The following is a 15,018-nucleotide window of genomic DNA, read 5'->3' as shown; positions in this document are numbered from 1 at the left end:
ATCAGCGAGGGGACGACATCGGACGAATCCGCGGGCCCCGCGGTGGAGGCTCTGTACCGCCACAGGCCGGCGCCATGCGGTCGCGCGACACCCGATGTGCCGATCGCGAAATCCGCCGGCCGTCCTTAACGGGCGTCTCCGCCATGTTGCCCGCAATCCACGCCGTCGACCGGAAATCCCACGGACTTCACGGACAGGACCCTAGGAGCGCGCCACCTCGCCGACATCGTCGATCTTGGTGACCCGCCTCTGATGCCGGCCGCCTTCGAAGGCCGTGGCGAGAAAGACGCGCAGCGCATCCAGCGCCGTCTCGACCCCAATGGTCCGGGCGCCGAAGCAGGCGATGTTGGCATCGTTATGCGCGCGGGTCAGGCGGGCTTCTGTCGTGTCGTGCAGCACCGCGGCCCGGATGCCCTTGTGGCGGTTGGCAGCCATGGACATGCCGATGCCGCTGCCGCAGACGAGGATTCCGAAGCCCGCATCGCCGCGCGCCACAGCATCGGCCACCAAGCGGGCATAGTCAGGGTAGTCGACCGAATCCGCGGCATTCGTCCCGAAATCCGTGACGGCGTGACCCTCCGCTTCGAGGGCCGCTTTCAGCGCCTCCTTCAGCGGCAGTCCGGCATGGTCGCTGGCGATGACAATCATCGGCGGCTCCTTGGGTTCGTGGCTAGGCAGGATGGATGCCGGGCGCTCAAGAAGCTTGCGCGGGGAGCTCGACTTCGAGGAGATCGGCGATCTCGCCATGGTTCTCGATGATCTCCTCGTAAGCCGGCGTCGTCTTGAGGAAATCCGAAGCGATCCGGTCCAGCGGATGACCGAGGAAGCCCCGCAATGCGCGCCAGCTTGGCGACAGGCCGTCGAGCAGGTCCTCGTAATGGATCTCGCAATGACGGCAGGGCTTCACCCAGCCCCGGAACAGGTCGATCACGCGCGTCATCCGCCCGATGTCAGCCTCAAGCCGGCGCCGCGCGACCTGCATGGGCATGACCGCGAGCTCGGTGGGATTTCGGGTGCGCCAGACCCCGGTATGCTGTGCATAGAGATTGGATATGCAAGTCTGCGCAACGTTCCGCCGCACCAAGTGGATGATGCCGACATCGGACTGCCGCGCCCATTCCAGCAGGTAGGGCGCGGAGATCATGTCCCACCACCCGCCCGAGAAATTGATGACATGGCCGTACTTGATGTCGCAAACGGCCGCAGAGCGCCCGAGCGATGCGGCGCGTGCCCGGAAATGCCCGAAATAGGCATCGAGCAATTGCCGGGTATGGGGCTGCGACGGCACGAAGAGCCGCGGCTCGTCCAGCAGGCGCTCACGGCAGAAGGCAAAGAAGTTGGTGTCGGATTCGGCGTCGCCGGAGGCTGCGGCGTTCGCCACCTCCCCAGGCGCGAACGCCGCGCGGTTGGCTGTCAGGATGGATCGGAAGAGATGCGTGCCGGACCGCTCGGCGGCGAGGAGAAGGAACAGCCGCGCCGGGGGATGCGCGGATCCCGCGGGCCCCACGTCGCACTGCGCGTCCTGCCTCTGCAAAGTCATCGCCAGACCAAATCTCCTGCCATCGCCGCCCATGCCAGGCCCGTTAGCGACGTCCGTGAACCATATGGCACCGGGTGGAGCACCATGATAGCCTTTGCCCGTGCACCGGTTGGCCCCATCAAACGATGCGTCAGACCAGGGCGCAATGGGCCCCGACATGACCGAACGCGCGCTGCCCGGCACCTCGTATCCCATTCGCTATGCCGGAATCATCGACGCCAGCGGGCCCTGCGCTGCCATCGAACAATCCTTCCGCCAGCGCCAACGCTATGACGCGGCACCGCAGACGATCGCCTTCCATCCGGGCCGCTGGATCCTCGACCTCCGCTTCGGGTCCTTGCTCGAGAAGCGCGATGGCTCCTGGCAGCCGCGATCCGGCACGCTGTACCACCCCTATCGGCCCGGCGAGAGCGCCTATGTCGCCGAGGTGAACGGCATCCTGCCGCGAGCCCTCGAGCGCGGACGCGTGGCCGAGCTCGGTGCGGAGCAGGGCCGCTGGAACGTGCCGCTTCTGGGTCGCTGGTCAGGGGTCTATTTCCATCTCCTCGCGGAGACGCTGACGCAGATCGACCTGCTGGAGGAAGCCTTCGGCTCGGCGGCCCTGCGCGGCATCGCGCCAGCGGAGGCCAGCACTGTCCAGCGCATCGGCATCGACGACGCCGCTCGGCGCGGCATCGCCAAGGCAACCGCGCCGGGGCGTTTCGCCGCCATCGATGGGGCACTGCTTTATTCCGGCCTACATCGGCACGCCGCGATCAACGCGGCCTTCGCCGCGATGGCCAGACGGCTACGGGCCCGCTATGCGACCGGGACCGCGACCACCGACCGCCCGATATACATCGCACGACTGGCGGCCACGGCACGCCCGCTGGGCAATGAGGCCGCTGTGACCGCGCTCGCGGAGTCGCTGGGCTACGAGATCCTGGACCCCGGCACCTTGAGCTTCGCCGACCAGGTGCGACGCTTCGCGGCAGCGCGCGTCGTGGTCGGGCCGCACGGATCGGGCCTCAGCAGCGCCGCCTTCTGCGAGGCCGGGTCGCTGCTGCTGGAACTGCGTCCGCTCAATCGTGCCGGCCAGTCGCCGACATTGGAGGACAGCTATCGTCGCATCGCCGCGGTCGGGAGCCTCTTCTATGATTGCGCGATCTTCCCGAATCCGCCGGATACCGAGGCCTGGGACGTGGATCTCGACCGCGCGGCGCGGATCCTCGAACGCGCGGCAGCTTGGCGGGTGCCGGCCGGCGAGGCGGCCTGACGGGCGCATCGGGACCGTCGTCGGAAGTGGAAGATCGACGGCCGCCTTGGGCCGGCATGTCATGACGGGTGGGCCAGGAACGGGTCACGCCGCGATGCGACGGCTGCGATCGTCCCGACTGGCCTGGGCAGCAGACCGATGCCCGCATGCATCACAGGGCTCACAAACGGGAGACCACGACCGCCGTGACGATACAGCCTCTCTCCTCCTTCCGTCATGCCTGCGTGGATCACATCGTCTCGCTGGGGACGGCCTGTGAGACCGCCTACAACCTCCGTCGTCACTACGACTTCGCAACAGCTTATCCATTCGACTGGTGGATCAGCGGAACCGGCGGCGTCGCACACCTGATCCGGGACGGTGCCGCGGCGGATCTCTATCGCGTGGAGGATCTGGAAGCCTGGAACGGCGGTGCCGCCATCCGCAATACCCGCTACGACATTCGCCTCCATCATGAGTTCCCGCGCGACTGGCGCGCACCTGGCCAGCCCGTGGCGGCGGGCTGGACGGAGCATGTCGCAACGCCACGGCGGCGCACCGCGCATCTGACGCGGCGGTTCTTCGGGTTGGCAGGAACTGCACGGAGCGTTGTCTTCTTCCGCATGTTCGGCCAAGCCGACAGCAGCGAGGCCGATACCCTTGCGCTGCTCAATGCGCTCCAGCATCGCTTTGCGGCGGTCCCGACCGGCGTGGTGTTCGTCAATCATCGCGGCCCGTCACCCGGCAACTGGCCAATCGAACACATTACGGTAGGCCGCCGAGGCGACTGGCGCGGCGATTCCGGGGCGTGGGACGCCGCGCTCAGCAGTCTGCGCCTGCGGCTGACGCCTGGCCTGCATCGGGCGCTCGGTCCGCAGGATCTGCGCGTTCAGGCCGCAGCGACCATGATCCCGGAGGTGGAGCACGCCATCGATCCTCCGGCCGAATCCGTCGGGGGCCATTCCCATCCGCCCGAGCGGCCGATATCAATCGAGGGATGAACGCGCGCCGACATTCTTCCATCCAAGCATCGGGGACCTCGCCGTGAGCGATGCGGAGAACATCATTGGCACCCTGCGTGCCGAGGTCGCCGAGTTGCGGGCGCGGATCGACGCCTTCGAGCGCATCCTGCAGCTGCGTGACGCGGCAATCGCCCAGGCAGCGCCCGCGCCGCCGCCGGCGCCAGCCGCGGCCCTGCCGACGACCCATACGATCGAAGCCGACCAGCTTCTGCCGGTACAGGATGGCTTCTATCAGCTCGAATGGGGCCCCGAGGGCGCCTTCCGCTGGACCGGCCCGCGGGAGGAGGTGCATTTCGAGGCCTGGATCGACCGTTCCGCCCCGCTCGTCGCCACCGTGCAGCTTTTTCATCTCGGCACGCCCGCCAATGGCAAGGACATGGCGGTGGTGGTGGACGGTGCGGCCTATCCGCTGCTGCGCGAAGGCACCAGCAAGGTGCTGAAATCGGAACCCATCGCGCCGCGCGCCGGCGATGGGCCGACCCGCTTCACGCTCCGCGTGCCGCACATGCATTCCCCTTCCGCCCGGGGCGCTGCCGACAAGCGCCAGCTCGGCGTCGCCTTCCAGCGGCTGATCATCGCCCGTGGCTGAGGCGACCGCGCCTGCCTGCCGTATCACCGCGGCGATCTGCACCTATGACCGCTACGACCTGCTCCCCGGTGCCATCGGCTCCGTGCTGGGGCAGTCGCTTCCGGCCGGCAGCTTCGAGCTGCTCGTCATCGACAACTCGCCCGACGCCGCACGGTCGGCGCGCGAGGCGGCGGCCTTCGCCGGTAGCCCCGGCCTGACCTGGCTGCACGAGGCGCGGCCCGGCCTGTCCAATGCCCGCAACGTCGCGGCGCGCCGGGCCCGTTCCCCACTGATCGCCTTTCTCGACGACGACGCCCGCGCCGACCCGGTCTGGCTCGAGAATATCGCCGGCTGCTTCGATGCCTTCGGCGCATCCGTCGGCGTGGTCGGCGGGCGCATCCGGCCCTGGTGGGGTGCCCCGCGCCCGGACTGGCTGCCGGAGACCATGCTGGGCGCGCTCACCGTGGTCGATCTCGGTCCCAAGCGCCGATTGCTGGAAGACGGCGAGTGGGTCGCCGGCGCCAATATCGCCTTCCGCATCGACGCGCTGCGGCAGGCCGGGTGGTTCGACGCTTCGCTCGGCCGCACCGGAGGCGGGGCAAGCCTGCTCTCCGCCGAGGAGACGGCGCTGACCGACCGCATCAAGGCGCAGGGCGGCCGCGTCGCCTATGACCCGCTCGCCGCGGTCGAGCACTGGGTGGATCCGGAGCGCCTGACCCAGCGCTGGTTCCGCCGCCGCGCGGCCTGGCAGGCGGTCTCGGACTATCTGCGCGCGCCGAACGCCCAGATGGAGCGGCGGGAGGACGCCTGGGCGGCGGTGAAAGGCTTCCTGCTCAGCCGCAATCCGGCCGACCGCACGTTGCGCGGCCTCGCGCTGGAACAAACGACGCCGGGCGATTTCCGCTGGCAGAATGCGGCCGTCTACAACGCCGTCATCGCCCTGCTCGCCGGGCTGGACGAGCAGGATGACGTCTGAGGCGTCCCCGCGCGGCGCCTGGGCGGGGCTGCGCGTCCTCGTCCTTTCTCCGGTCCCCACCTGGCCGGTAACCTTCGGCAACCGCAACCGCATCGTCCAGGTGAACCGCGCCCTGCAGCGCGAGGGCGCGCAGGTGACGCTGCTGCACTACCCATCGGACGAGGAGTGGCGAACCCGCCTGCCACGCGATGCCATGGCCGCCATGGCCGGGCAGTGGGAGGCGGTCTTCCATGGCGCCGTCACCCGCCCGCTGCACACGCGCCCCGCCGAGGGCCCGGATCACAGCATCGACGAATGGTGGGACCCGGCGATCGGACAGATGCTCGACTGGCTCTTCAAGGTCGGGCGCTACGATGCGCTGCTGGTGAACTACACATGGCTGTCGAAGGCGCTGGAGCACGCCCCCCCGGGCGTGCTGCGCATCCTCGACACGCATGACCGCTTCTCCGGCCGGCGGGAACTGCTCGCCGCGCATGGGCTGTCCGCCGAGTACTTCCACACGACGGAAGACCAGGAACGCATCGCCCTCGACCGCGCCGACCTCGTCTGGGCGATCAAGGAGCAGGAGGCCGGGTTCTTCCGCACCATCACGACGCGGCCCGTGCGCACCCTGCTGCACATGGAACCGCCGGCGCCGGACGCGCCGCCACGCCGTCGGGACGATGTGCTGCGCCTCGGCATCGTGGGCGGGCGGAACAACATCAACGCGACGAATATCCGCCGCTTCCTCACCGTGGCCGACGCCTATCTCCGCCGCACCCTGCTGCCGGTCGAGATCGTCGTTGCCGGTTCCGTCTGCGACCTGCTGGAAGGGCTGCGCCTGCCCTATCTGCGCCAGCTCGGCACCGTCGAGAGCATGGACGCGCTCTACGACCAGGTGGATGCGGTACTGGCGCCGCTGGCGTTCTCCACAGGCTTGAAGATCAAGGTCGGCGAGGCGCTGTCGCGCGGCAAGCCGCTGATCAGCCACGTCCATGCCTTCGAGGGCTACGTCCCCACCCACCCCTGCCACGAATGCGCGGATTTCGAGGAGATGATGCGCGCCGTGCACCGGCTGCTGCGCGATCCCGCGCGCCTCGCCACGCTGGCGGAGGCGTCGCGCCGCTCGGTCGCCGCCGCAGCGGAGAGCATCGCGGCGACGATCGCCGATGCGGGGGCGCGGGCCACGGAGCTGCCGGCCTCCATTGTCTTCGTCCTGCGCTTCGACCAGGCGCGCAACGGCAGCCTGCTCCTCGACCACGTGCTGGATGCCGCGCGCTATGCGAGCTATCGGGCGCCGGTCGCGCTGCATCTCTCCGGCGACCCGGCGACGGCCGATGTCGCCGCGCTGCGGCTGCTCGCCGCGCGCGGCCGGATCGTGGTCGATCCGGCGAGTCCCGCCCTGCCCGCCCCGGTGGCGCAGGCCCTGTTCGACGACACCGAGCCGCGCCGGGCAAGGCTGTCCGATCTGCTTGCAGCGCCGCACCTGGCCGCCTGGTTCGCTGCCCCGCCCGACGCGGCGCCGGACCGGCCGGTGCGGACGCAGATCGGCCTGGCCCATGCAGGTGCGCTCGCGCTGGATGGGCGGCTGGATGGCCGGCTCGCCGCGCTTGCCCGGGCCTTTCCACGCTTCCTGCTGCTGGAGGAAGCGCCGTCCCGCGACGCGGCGGCGCTTGCGCTCGCCGCAGGGGCCGAGCGGGTGGCGGTGCCGCTGTTGTGGCGCGGCGAGGAGAGCCGGCTGCTCGCGGCGCTGCGCACGGCTCCGCCGGGTGGGCCGGCGGCCGTGCTGGCGGCCGATGCCTCGGCGCCGGCGCTGCTGCCCGTGCTGGCCTTTCTGACGACCGCCCTGGGGCGCCAGGTGGCGTTGTTCGTCGCCAACCCGGAGGCTGGCCTGCCCAATTGGCCGCAGGATGGTCCGCTTACCGTGCGCGGGGAAATGATCGCGCTGGCCGGACTTGACGCCGCCTTTGATCCACATCGCTGGCGGGGCCGCCGCCCGGCCTTCTTCGTCGAGCATGGCCGCACCTCCGCCGCGCGCCCGGCCCGCGAGGTGGCCCTGCGCAGCGGCATCGCGCATCTGCGCTTTGGCGAGGCGACGGCGCCGGAGGTGGTCTCCACCGCGCCCGCCCTGTCCTATCGCGCCGGCGGCGTCGTCTCGACCGCGCTGGTACTCGCGACCCTGGACCGCCAGGCGGAGGAGGCGGCCGCGACCGGCGATGCCGCCGAGGAACTCGGCCGCGATGCGGGTTGGGCGCGGCTCTGGAGCGAGTTCGGACGACTCCTCGCGCCATAGGCGCTGGCCCAAGGCAGAAATTTTCTCTCCAGACAGGGCGACGCGGCGAAGGATTTCATCCCGGCGCAGGACCGCATGCGACGGCTGCATTTCTCTTTCGCATTGCCGCAACACGTGGCAGTTGAGGGCCGGGAAAACGCCGCACCGGAAGGGATGCCATGTCCGATACCACCTGGACGAACCCCGAGACCATCGCCCTGCATGCCGGCTGGCGCGCGGATCCCTCGACGGGTTCGGTCGCGGTGCCGATCCACCAGACGACCTCCTTCCAGTTCCAGGATACCGGCCATGCCGCGCGCCTGTTTGCGCTGCAGGAGCTGGGCATGATCTACACGCGGATCATGAACCCGACCGTCGACGTGCTGGAAAAGCGCGTTGCGGCGTTGGAGGGCGGCGTGGCCGCCCTCGCGGTCGGGTCGGGCCAGGCGGCGACCACCTTCACAGTGATGAACCTGTGCGAGGCGGGCGACAACATCGTGTCGTCCACCGACCTCTACGGCGGCACCTGGAACCTGTTCGCGAACACGCTGAAGCAGTTCGGCATCGAGGTCCGCTTCGTCGATCCCGCCGATCCCCAGAACTTCGTGAAGGCGACCGACGACCGCACCCGCGCCTGGTATGCCGAGACCCTGCCCAACCCGAAGCTGCAGGTCTTCCCGATCGCGGAAGTCGCGGCGCTCGGCCGCAAGATCGGCATCCCGCTGATCATGGACAACACCGCGGCCCCGGTGATCTGCCAGCCGCTGAAGCTCGGTGCCGCGATCGTCATGCATTCGACGACGAAGTGGATCGGCGGGCATGGCACCGCGATCGGCGGCGTGGTGGTCGATGGCGGCAATTTCGACTGGGAGGCCCATGGCGACCGCTTCCCGACGCTGAACAAGCCCGACCCGTCCTATCACGGCGCGGTGTGGACGCAGGCGGTGAAGCCGCTCGGCCCGATCGCCTACATCATCCGCATGCGCACCTGCCTGCTGCGCGACATCGGCGCGCCGCTCGCGCCCATGAACGCCTTCCTGGCCATCCAGGGACTCGAGACGCTGCCGCTCCGCATGGAACGCCATAATGCCAATGCGCTGAAGGCGGCCGCCTTCCTGGCCGGACATCCGGGGGTGGAAAAGGTGATCCATCCTTCGCTCATGGAGGGAGAACCGAAGCGCCGCGCCGATGCGACGCTGAAGGGCGGCTATGGCAGCCTGATCGGCATCGAGCTGAAAGGCGGAAAAGACGCCGGTCAGCGCTTCATCGAGGCGCTGAAGATGTTCTACCATGTCGCCAATATCGGTGATGCCCGCAGCCTCGCCATCCATCCGGCCACGACGACGCACAGCCAGCTCGACGAGCAGGAGCAGGCCGCATCCGGCGTCACGCCGGGCTATGTGCGGCTGTCGATCGGCATCGAGCATATCGACGACATCCTGGCCGATCTCGACCAGGCGCTTGCCGCCGCTACAGGACCAGGGTTGAAGGCCGCCGCCGAATGAACGCAGACCGCCGCCGCTCCACGCCTTTCGAAGCCGAGGCCCCCGCGGCCCTCGGCTCCTATCCGACGGTGCGCCTGCGCCGCAACCGGCGCGATGCCTGGACGCGGCGGCTGGTCGCCGAGAACACCCTTTCGGTCGACGACCTGATCTGGCCGATCTTCATCATCGAGGGGACGAACGACGAACGCGCCGTCGCCTCGATGCCCGGCCAGACGCGGGTGACGGTGGATCGGCTCGCGAAGCATGTGGAGCGCGCGGCGACGCTGGGCATTCCGGCCCTCGCCCTCTTCCCCGTCACCCCGCCCGAGGCGAAGGATGCCGAAGGGACCGAGGCGCTGAACGCGAACAACCTGATCTGCCGCGCGGCGCGGGAGCTGAAGAAGCATTTCCCGGAGATCGGGCTGGTCGGCGACGTGGCGCTCGACCCCTATACCGACCACGGGCATGACGGGGTGATCCGCCAGACCCGCACGGGCGACTACGTGCACAACGACGATTCCGTCGCGGTGCTGGTCCAGCAGGCGCTGAACCAGGCCGAGGCGGGCATCGACGTCATCGCGCCGTCCGACATGATGGATGGGCGCATCGGCGCCATCCGCAGCGCGCTGGACACGCAGGGGCTGATCGACACGCGCATCATGTCCTATGCGGCGAAGTACGCCTCGGCCTTCTACGGGCCGTTCCGCGATGCGCTCGGGTCGGGCAAGGCACTGCGCGGGGACAAGAAGACCTACCAGATGGACCCGGCCAATTCGGACGAGGCGCTGCGCGAAGTCGCCCTCGACCTCGCCGAGGGCGCGGACATGGTCATGGTCAAGCCGGGAATGCCCTATCTCGACATCGTCCGCCGTGTGAAGGACCGCTTCGCGGTGCCCACCTTCGCCTATCAGGTGTCGGGCGAATACGCGATGATCATGGCCGCGGTGCAGAATGGCTGGATCGAACATGAACGCGCGATGATGGAAAGCCTGATGGGCTTCAAGCGCGCCGGGGCCAGCGGGGTTCTGACGTATTTCGCAGTGGAGGCGGCGGAGGTGCTCCGCCATGGCTGAGGCCCGGCTGCCCACCGATATCCTGCGCCGTCCCTGGCACGGGGCCTCCGACCGCGTGGAGGACCCCGCCATCGTCGCCATCCGCCTGCACCGGGCGGAGGTCGAAGCCGTGATGATCTACCGCCGCATGCCGCCCGGCAGCCCCGAGCAGGCGCGCGCCTGGCGCCGCGTGGCAAGCCTGCGGGAACGGCGCTGCGCGCTGATGCCGGAGACGTCCGCCGCGCGCCTGCCGCCGCTGCCCACCGCGCCGGCGGGCGCGATGTCGGCGTGGCAGAAGCTGCGCCGGCGGCTCGGCCTGGGGCGGAACTGATAGCGGCCAGCCTGACGGCTGACTCGGCATCAGAGTCCTGGTTTCACGGGCGGCCGCCGACCAAGCCAGCGCGCCATGCCGCCGGGCCAGACCGCCGAAAAGACCAGCGACAAGGCCCGGCGGCATGACCCCGGATTTGCGTTGCTGACCTACCCGCGCGAGGCTTCGCCTGGGAGGACAACACCATGGCTCAGGATTGGCTCGGACTTGCGGGACACGTCGCGATCGTCACGGGCGCGGCCGGCGGCATCGGCAGCGCCATCGCCGTCGAACTGGCGGCAGCCGGGGCGGCAGTCGGGGTGCTCGACCTCGACGGCGCGGCGGCGGAGATGGTCGCGGCGGGCTTGCGGACCAAGGGCGCGCGGGCCGTCGCCGCCGCCTGCAACACCACCGACGAGGCCAGCGTCCACGCGGCGCTGGAGGCGACGCGCGCCACGCTCGGCGATGCCGCCATCCTGGTGAACAATGCCGGCATCCTGCGGCCGGGGGCGCTCGCGGACCTGCCGATCGCGCAGTGGAATGCGCTGATGGCAGTGAACCTGACCGGCTATCTGGCCTGCGCCCAGGCGGTGCGGCCGCAGATGCTGGCCCGTGGCGGCGGGGCGATCGTACACATCGCCTCCATCGCCGCGACCAACCCGCAGCCGCGCAGCGGGGCCTACAGCCCGTCCAAGGCGGGGGTAGCGATGCTGTCGCGACAGCTCGCGCTGGAATGGGGGCCGGACGGCATCCGGAGCAACATCGTCAGCCCCGGCTTCATCCGCACGCCGATGTCGGAGAGCTTCTATCAGGCGCCAGGCATCCTCGAACGGCGAGAAGCCATCGTGCCACGCCGGCGGGTGGGGAAGCCGCAGGATATCGCGGATGCGGTGACGTTCCTCGCCAGCCCGCGCGCGTCCTATGTGAATGGGGCGGAACTGCTGGTGGATGGGGGGCTCGACCAGGTGATGATGGAGCTTACGCCGCGACCGGGGTTCTGACGGCAGAGGGGTTTGCCTTCAGCAAAGGTCGAAAGGCGCCTCCGATCACCCTGACGCTTCGGCTGTCGCGGCTGGAGAAGCTGCTGGCGGCAGCATCCACGCTCGATGTCTCGACGCTGCGGGAGATGCTGGCAAAGGGCGTCTGACGCACGGCTCGCGGAGGAAAGCCGTGACCCGGGCGATCGAGGAGAAGGACTACTCGCAGCACGGCGCCTGCCACCTCGTCGGTGTGGCGCCGAAGACGTACCGCTACGTCTCGCGGCGTCCTGATGATGGCGAGGTCCGCGTCAGGCCGCGGACGCTGGCGGATGAACGCCGGCGCTTCGACGTGCTGGCGGTGGTGGACGACTTCAGCCGCGAGTGCCTGGCGTTGGTGGCGGATACATCGCTGTCGCGGCTGTGCGTCGGGCGTGAGCTCGACCGGATCGTGGCGCTGCGTGGCCGCCCGGCGATGATCGTCAGCGACAACGGCAGCGAGCTGTCCTCGCACGCGATGCTGCGCTGGCAGCAGGAACGGGCCCCGGCACTACATCGCGCCGGGCAAGCCGCAGCAGAGCAGGTTCGTCGAGAGCTTCAACGGCCGGTTCCGCGACGAACGCCTCAACGCGCCCCTGTTCGGCAGCCTGCCCGCGGCGCGCCGGATCCTCGAAGCCTGGACGACTACAACACGACCCGCCCGCACACGAGCCTGAATGGGCTCACCTCAGCAGCCTTTGCAACCCGCCCCGCGTCGGGGCACATGGAGAACAGGCTCTGCCCACGAATGAGGGTTCTTTGGGGGCAGGGTCACCATCCCTGGCGTTAGCTCGAAGCCATCCGCTCCACGTCGACCCGGCACATTCACAGCCCATGCCCGAAGACGGTCCTCGTCGAACGCTTACCCTCCATCCGGTGATGGTTCAGGTTGGTCCGCGCGCTAGGAGCGTGACATCTGGGCAATGGCTCTGGCGTCGAGGGCAGCGCGAACAATCTCTGACTTCTCGCGTACCCTGGCCTCCCAGGAATGGGGTCGGACCGCTAAGAGCCGAGCCGCGCGAAGCGCTGGCGGCTCGGCAAGTGCCGCCTCAATCGCCCGCGCGAAGTCGTCGGCGGCATCGGCGATGCGGACGACATCGGCGAGGCGGCACGCGGCCGGCACACGCGTGCTGACCACGGGGCGGCCGCCTGCGAGGTACTCATACAGCTTAAGAGCGTCTCCCCTCAGCGTGACGTCGTTCAGCGGGAAGGGCATGATCGCTACATCAATGCCTTTGAGAAAGCCGGGGAAGTCTTCGTAGCGCTGCTTGCCGAGCAGGTGGATGTTCGGGCAGTCAGCGAACACCGAGGCATCGAAGCCGAACCATATGTACCCCACAAGCGCAATGCTCCATTCCGGATGTTGCTGCGCGATGTGGCGGAGCAATGCGATGTCGATCTTCCAGGGATCCACGCCTCCGAGGTAGCCGATCACCGGTCGCGACAGCCTTGCAATCGCCGGCGGCAGCGGCGTTGCCGGATCCAGGGCGCGGCCGAAGAACTCAAGATCGGCTGCGCAATTCACCACATGAACCGACGTGTTGTACGCACGAAGTGGCTGCGCCAGTTCCTCGGTTACCGCCATCACAAGGTCGGCGGACCGGCACGCATCTGCTTCAAGTGCGAGTACGAGCGCACGGTGACTGTCGTCACGCGCAAGAGCAGCATCATAGTCCACGGATTCGAATATCCGGAGCGGCGAGGCAAAATGCCGCAGCACCGAGCCGCTCTCGTAGAGAGTCGACCAAAGGATTGGATCGCGAAGTCCCATCTGCCGGGACACCCGCCGCAGCAAGCGTGCGAGGACAATGCCGTTCGCCTCGGACACGAAGCGCCAACGTGTCAGCCCCGGCAGCGCGATTGGCGGGGGACGGAAAACCCAGAGATTGTCAGTGATGTGCTCGAGCGCCGGCTTACTTTCCTTCCCCCGGCGTTGCCATCGCAACGTGCGCCGGAGCGTTGCCCAGGAGCGGAGCGGCTCGACGTAGAGAACCCGGTTGTGCTTCGCGAGGCCGAGCGCCGAATGGGAGGTGACACTGTTGATCACGCCCCACTCGACGGGGCCAAGGCAGATGATGTCCTGTCCCTGCAGCGGGACGGTGCGAGCGTATCCCGTCGATCCTTCAGGCATCATGGCACCTCCAGCCGCGCCAGGGTCTCCACTCAAGATTCATGGAGGCATCACTGGATCGGCGCAAGCAACAAGCACTTGTGTTGCGATGCGCAGCTCAGCATCGGACGACCGGGGCACTGAAACGAAGCCTCGCCGCCCACACGCCTGCCGAGACCCGGCCACCGGATCCTCCGGACGCCTGCGCGACCTGGACGCGCCAGGCAAGATCGGCGTCGAGCGCTTACGGGGCAGGCGCCCATTGCGAGGTTGGGCGCTGCCAGGTGCATGCGCATATCAGCGATCCGGACGAACGATGTGGAACGGGTTGGAAATGCCCGCCAGCCTCAATCTTAGCGCCGAGGGCCCGTCAGCAGGCCCCATGCCGTGCCGCGGCCAGGCATGCCGCGCTTCAGCGTGTCGCCGATCAAGATTGCCGCGTACGGTCGTCACAGCGGTGCGGAAGCCAAGCGCAGCTGCGATTTGCGCCTCGCGCGCACCCGTCGTGCCGGGCGAACCATACGGAAATGCGAGATGGCGGACAGCGCGCGCGGTCTCGTGCTCAAGCCGCTCGCGGCTGCCGGCCATCTCCTCCGCCGCAGCATGCTCGGTCAGGGTGGCAAGCGGTGGATGGCTCAAGGTGTGGGCGCCGATCTCGATCATCGGCGAAGCGGCAAGGCGCCGGATCATGGTCCAATCCATCATGTGCCGTGCGGCGAGGACCTTGGGGTCGACGCCATAGCGCTCGATGAGCGCCGTCATCAGACCGGCGCGCACATCGGCGGGGGCGGTCGTCATCACATGTGCCGTGGTTGCAAAAGCACGCTGCTTGCCAGTGCGATCGCCGGTGGCAATCGTGGTCTCCGCAGGCAACGGCAAGCGTAGTCGAGGCTCGCGCGCTATGGCCTCGTCCAGAGCATACCACCACAGCGGCGATGTGCCATCGACCAGCCCAGGCGCAACGTAGACCGTTGCAGGCACACGCCGAGCCTCGAGTATCGGCAGCAGCAGGTCGTGATTGTCGCGGTACCCGTCGTCGAACGTGAGGCAGACGAAACGCCGGGCGCGCGGATCGGCAAGCCGCTGCTGTGCCTCGTCGAGCGTCACCACGTCGACGCCATCTTCGGCGAGCGCATCGAGCAGCAGCCCGAAGGTCGATGCCGAGACAATATTGCGCTGATTGGCCTCGAAGATGAGGTCCGCTTGCGGAGGGCCAAGGCGATGAAAGACCAAGACGGCGCCCCTCCCGCCCAGGATGGGGAGGGCAATGTGCGCGAAGCCGACGCGAATGAGGAGTTCCTTCAACATGCACCGCACAAGGCGCGGCGCGCGTCGCTGGGACGGTCTTGTGGAACGCACAGCGAAGGAGCCGGCACGATACGAGACCACGTTGCCTGCATGATCGTCGCGTTCATGTTCGCCAGCCTCAGATCCCGCCAGCTTTGCAGGAGCACT

General features: G+C 68.7%; 13 protein-coding genes and 1 pseudogene. 10 read left to right on the top strand and 4 right to left on the bottom strand.

Annotated elements, in window-relative coordinates; translation table 11 throughout:
• Window positions 1–201: 201 nt before the first annotated feature.
• Both rpiB and KPL78_RS01525 read right to left on the bottom strand, forming a co-directional pair.
• Window positions 202–648, bottom strand: a complete 447-nt coding sequence (rpiB, locus tag KPL78_RS01530) for a ribose 5-phosphate isomerase B (RefSeq protein WP_219760881.1) — start codon at window positions 646–648, stop codon at window positions 202–204.
• Between the two features lie 46 nt (window positions 649–694).
• Window positions 695–1,723: a sulfotransferase gene (locus tag KPL78_RS01525; protein WP_219760880.1), complete on the bottom strand. Its 1,029-nt coding sequence runs from the start codon at window positions 1,721–1,723 to the stop codon at window positions 695–697.
• Here KPL78_RS01525 and KPL78_RS01520 point away from each other — a divergent pair.
• From KPL78_RS01520 to KPL78_RS01475, 10 genes and pseudogenes are all read left to right on the top strand, one after another.
• On the top strand, window positions 1,698–2,795 hold the full coding sequence (locus KPL78_RS01520) for a glycosyltransferase family 61 protein (RefSeq protein WP_219760879.1): 1,098 nt from the start codon (window positions 1,698–1,700) through the stop codon (window positions 2,793–2,795). The two genes, KPL78_RS01525 and KPL78_RS01520, sit on opposite strands and share 26 nt — an antisense overlap.
• Window positions 2,796–2,980: 185 nt before the next feature.
• Complete coding sequence (locus KPL78_RS01515; RefSeq protein ID WP_219760878.1) at window positions 2,981–3,775, top strand: DUF1796 family putative cysteine peptidase; 795 nt, start codon at window positions 2,981–2,983, stop codon at window positions 3,773–3,775.
• A 43-nt stretch (window positions 3,776–3,818) separates the two neighbouring features.
• Window positions 3,819–4,385: a hypothetical protein gene (locus tag KPL78_RS01510; protein WP_219760877.1), complete on the top strand. Its 567-nt coding sequence runs from the start codon at window positions 3,819–3,821 to the stop codon at window positions 4,383–4,385.
• Window positions 4,378–5,340, top strand: coding sequence for a glycosyltransferase family 2 protein (locus KPL78_RS01505; RefSeq protein WP_219760876.1), 963 nt, complete (start codon window positions 4,378–4,380; stop codon window positions 5,338–5,340). Before KPL78_RS01510 ends, KPL78_RS01505 begins: the two co-directional genes overlap by 8 nt.
• The gene (locus KPL78_RS01500) at window positions 5,330–7,612 is read left to right on the top strand and encodes a glycosyltransferase (RefSeq protein WP_219760875.1); all 2,283 of its coding nucleotides are present in this window, start codon (window positions 5,330–5,332) and stop codon (window positions 7,610–7,612) included. The genes KPL78_RS01505 and KPL78_RS01500 overlap by 11 nt, the downstream gene beginning before the upstream one ends.
• 158 nt (window positions 7,613–7,770) lie before the next feature.
• On the top strand, window positions 7,771–9,096 hold the full coding sequence (locus tag KPL78_RS01495) for an O-acetylhomoserine aminocarboxypropyltransferase/cysteine synthase family protein (protein ID WP_219760874.1): 1,326 nt from the start codon (window positions 7,771–7,773) through the stop codon (window positions 9,094–9,096).
• The gene (hemB, locus tag KPL78_RS01490) at window positions 9,093–10,148 is read left to right on the top strand and encodes a porphobilinogen synthase (RefSeq protein WP_219760873.1); all 1,056 of its coding nucleotides are present in this window, start codon (window positions 9,093–9,095) and stop codon (window positions 10,146–10,148) included. The genes KPL78_RS01495 and hemB overlap by 4 nt, the downstream gene beginning before the upstream one ends.
• Complete coding sequence (locus KPL78_RS01485) at window positions 10,141–10,458, top strand: hypothetical protein (RefSeq protein WP_219760872.1); 318 nt, start codon at window positions 10,141–10,143, stop codon at window positions 10,456–10,458. The genes hemB and KPL78_RS01485 overlap by 8 nt, the downstream gene beginning before the upstream one ends.
• A 185-nt stretch (window positions 10,459–10,643) precedes the next feature.
• The gene (locus KPL78_RS01480; RefSeq protein ID WP_219760871.1) at window positions 10,644–11,438 is read left to right on the top strand and encodes an SDR family NAD(P)-dependent oxidoreductase; all 795 of its coding nucleotides are present in this window, start codon (window positions 10,644–10,646) and stop codon (window positions 11,436–11,438) included.
• A gap of 89 nt (window positions 11,439–11,527) precedes the next feature.
• Window positions 11,528–12,243, top strand: a pseudogene (locus KPL78_RS01475) (integrase core domain-containing protein); the annotation flags it as partial.
• Window positions 12,244–12,354: 111 nt separating this feature from the next.
• On the opposite strand, the gene KPL78_RS01470 reads toward KPL78_RS01475, so the two are convergent.
• Window positions 12,355–13,587 carry a glycosyltransferase gene (locus tag KPL78_RS01470; protein ID WP_219760870.1) on the bottom strand — a complete coding sequence of 411 codons (1,233 nt, stop codon included), beginning with the start codon at window positions 13,585–13,587 and terminating at the stop codon, window positions 12,355–12,357.
• A gap of 273 nt (window positions 13,588–13,860) precedes the next feature.
• Window positions 13,861–14,871 (bottom strand): polysaccharide deacetylase family protein, encoded by a 1,011-nt coding sequence (locus KPL78_RS01465; RefSeq protein ID WP_219760869.1) that lies wholly within the window; start codon window positions 14,869–14,871, stop codon window positions 13,861–13,863.
• Window positions 14,872–15,018 lie beyond the last annotated feature (147 nt).

It is taken from the genome of Roseomonas alba, from assembly GCF_019430885.1.
Classification (GTDB): domain Bacteria; phylum Pseudomonadota; class Alphaproteobacteria; order Acetobacterales; family Acetobacteraceae; genus Neoroseomonas; species Neoroseomonas alba.
The sequence above is the reverse complement of the archived record's forward strand: the minus strand, read 5'-3'. Positions and strand labels throughout refer to the sequence as shown.

Excerpts from the sequence above, each read along its gene's own strand:
- hemB (WP_219760873.1), top strand. The coding sequence starts at position 9,093 with ATGAACGCAGACCGCCGCCGCTCCACGCCTTTCGAAGCCGAGGCCCCC.
- KPL78_RS01520 (WP_219760879.1), top strand. The coding sequence starts at position 1,698 with ATGACCGAACGCGCGCTGCCCGGCACCTCGTATCCCATTCGCTATGCC.
- KPL78_RS01485 (WP_219760872.1), top strand. The coding sequence starts at position 10,141 with ATGGCTGAGGCCCGGCTGCCCACCGATATCCTGCGCCGTCCCTGGCAC.
- KPL78_RS01495 (WP_219760874.1), top strand. The coding sequence starts at position 7,771 with ATGTCCGATACCACCTGGACGAACCCCGAGACCATCGCCCTGCATGCC.
- KPL78_RS01500 (WP_219760875.1), top strand. The coding sequence starts at position 5,330 with ATGACGTCTGAGGCGTCCCCGCGCGGCGCCTGGGCGGGGCTGCGCGTC.
- KPL78_RS01465 (WP_219760869.1), bottom strand. The coding sequence starts at position 14,871 with ATGTTGAAGGAACTCCTCATTCGCGTCGGCTTCGCGCACATTGCCCTC.
- KPL78_RS01480 (WP_219760871.1), top strand. The coding sequence starts at position 10,644 with ATGGCTCAGGATTGGCTCGGACTTGCGGGACACGTCGCGATCGTCACG.
- rpiB (WP_219760881.1), bottom strand. The coding sequence starts at position 648 with ATGATTGTCATCGCCAGCGACCATGCCGGACTGCCGCTGAAGGAGGCG.
- KPL78_RS01470 (WP_219760870.1), bottom strand. The coding sequence starts at position 13,587 with ATGATGCCTGAAGGATCGACGGGATACGCTCGCACCGTCCCGCTGCAG.